This is a genomic window from Streptomyces himalayensis subsp. himalayensis (assembly GCF_013778455.1).
In the GTDB taxonomy this organism is placed as follows: domain Bacteria; phylum Actinomycetota; class Actinomycetes; order Streptomycetales; family Streptomycetaceae; genus Streptomyces; species Streptomyces himalayensis.
On the sequence record NZ_JACEHE010000081.1, the window covers coordinates 1 to 1,871 of the forward strand.

A 1,871-nucleotide genomic window follows, 5' to 3' on the forward strand; every position below is an offset into this window, starting at 1 on the left:
TGGTCCTCCATGGTTGGTGTGGTCGCGGGCGGGAGGGCCGAGAGAGATGTCGCTGGAGCCGCGGAGTGATCAGGGGGTGCCCGAGCTGACCGCCCGGGTGGTGCGGGCGGCCTTTCCCAAGGGGACGCTGGCGGTGCGGGTCCGGGAGGCGTTGGGCCCGCTGTTTGAGGACGAGGCGTTTGCCGGGGCGTTTGCCGTCCGGGGGCGTCCGGCAGTCTCGCCGGGGGCGTTGGCCTTGGTGTCGGTGTTGCAGTACGCGGAGGGGTTGACCGATCGGCAGGCCGCTGACCAGGTGCGGGCCCGGATGGAGTGGAAGTTTTTGCTCGGCCTGGAGCTGGATGATCCCGGGTTCGATGCCTCCGTGCTGAGCCTGTTCCGTTCCCGTCTCATCGAGCGCGGACTGGAGCAGAGGACGCTGGAGCTCGTGCTGGATCGCCTGGGCGGGCTGGGTCTGCTGAAGGCCGGTGGTCGGCAGCGGACCGATTCCACGCATGTGCTCGCGGCGGTGCGGACGCTGAACAGGATGGAGTTCGTCGGCGAGACGCTGCGGGCCGCGCTGGAGGCGCTGGCGGTCGCGGCCCCGACGTGGCTGTCCGGCTTGGTGACAGCCGAGTGGGCCGAGCGCTACGGGCCGCGGGTGGACGACTACCGATTCCCCAAGGGCGAAGAGGTCCGTGAGCAGTGGTCCGAGCAGGTCGGACGGGACGGGTTTGTCCTGCTGGACGCGGTCTACGCTCCCGCGGCTCCGGGATGGCTACGCGAGATCGAGGCGATGCAGGTCCTGCGGGTCTCCTGGGTCCAGCAGTACCACCGCGACGAGAAGGGGGTGCGCTGGCGGGAGGGCAAGGACCTCCCGCCAGTTCATCACCGGTTGTGCTCGCCCTATGACACCAATGCCCGTTACGGGGTCAAGCGCGGCTCGGGCTGGACCGGCTACAAGATGCATCTGACCGAGACCTGTGAGCCGGACGCGCCGCACGTGATCACTCAGGTGGCCACCACCGACGCTGTGGTGGCCGACACCGAGATGACCGAGCCGGTCCACCAGACGCTCACGGAGCGAGAGTTGCTGCCGGACGTGCATGTCGTGGATGCGGGCTACACCACTGCCGCTCTGTTCCTGGCCGCGACCGAGCAGGGTATGGAGCTGCTCGGCCCGGCCCCGCACGACAGCAGCCTGCAGTCCCGGCAGGACCAAGGCTTCTCCCGCGCCGACTTCACCATCGACTGGGAGCATGAGAGCGCCGTCTGTCCCAGCGGGCACCACAGCTTCGAGTGGTGGGAGCAGAAGCACCACCGCAATGGAACGCCCGTCCTGAAGGTGTTCTTCTCCGCTGAGCACTGCCGTCCCTGCCCACAGCAGGCCCTGTGCACCAAACCACCATCCGGTCGTCGCGGCAGGGGTATCACCTTCCTGCCGCGCGAGCGGTATGAGGCCCTCGAAGCAGTTCGCCGGGCCCAGGACACCGACGAATGGAAGGCCCGCTACGCGGTCCGGGCCGGCGTCGAAGGCACGATCTCCCAGGCCGTCCGTGTCACCGGACTCCGGCGCACCCGCTACCGCGATCTACCCACCACCCGGCTCGGCCACGTCTTCGCCGCCACCGCGCTCAACCTCATCCGCATCGACCGATGGCTGACCGGTGTCCCACTCGGCGGCACCCGCACCTCCCGCTTCGAAGCCCTCATGCTCGCCGCCTGACTACCCAATTCGCGGAATTCTCAGCAGAGTCCTTCAGGGCGGTGGTGAAGCGCATCTCAAGACTGCTCTGACCACAGCCGTGGGCAGGGGTCCGCACTGTTGACCTCAGCTCACGGGGCGCTGCTGCCGCTCGATGTACTGCTTCACGACGGTGAGCGGCGCGCCTCCG

At 68.6% G+C, this 1,871-nt stretch carries 1 protein-coding gene; it reads left to right on the plus strand.

The genetic code is table 11. The features are described 5' to 3' along the window. Nucleotides 1-46 precede the first annotated feature (46 nt). Nucleotides 47-1,702 carry an IS1182 family transposase gene (locus H1D24_RS41495; protein ID WP_181662951.1) on the plus strand — a complete coding sequence of 552 codons (1,656 nt, stop codon included), beginning with the start codon at nt 47-49 and terminating at the stop codon, nt 1,700-1,702. The last annotated feature ends 169 nt before the right edge of the window (nt 1,703-1,871 follow it).

What these genes read in the sequence shown, in the direction of transcription:
- H1D24_RS41495 (WP_181662951.1), top strand. Translation starts at nt 47, where the DNA reads ATGTCGCTGGAGCCGCGGAGTGATCAGGGGGTGCCCGAGCTGACCGCC.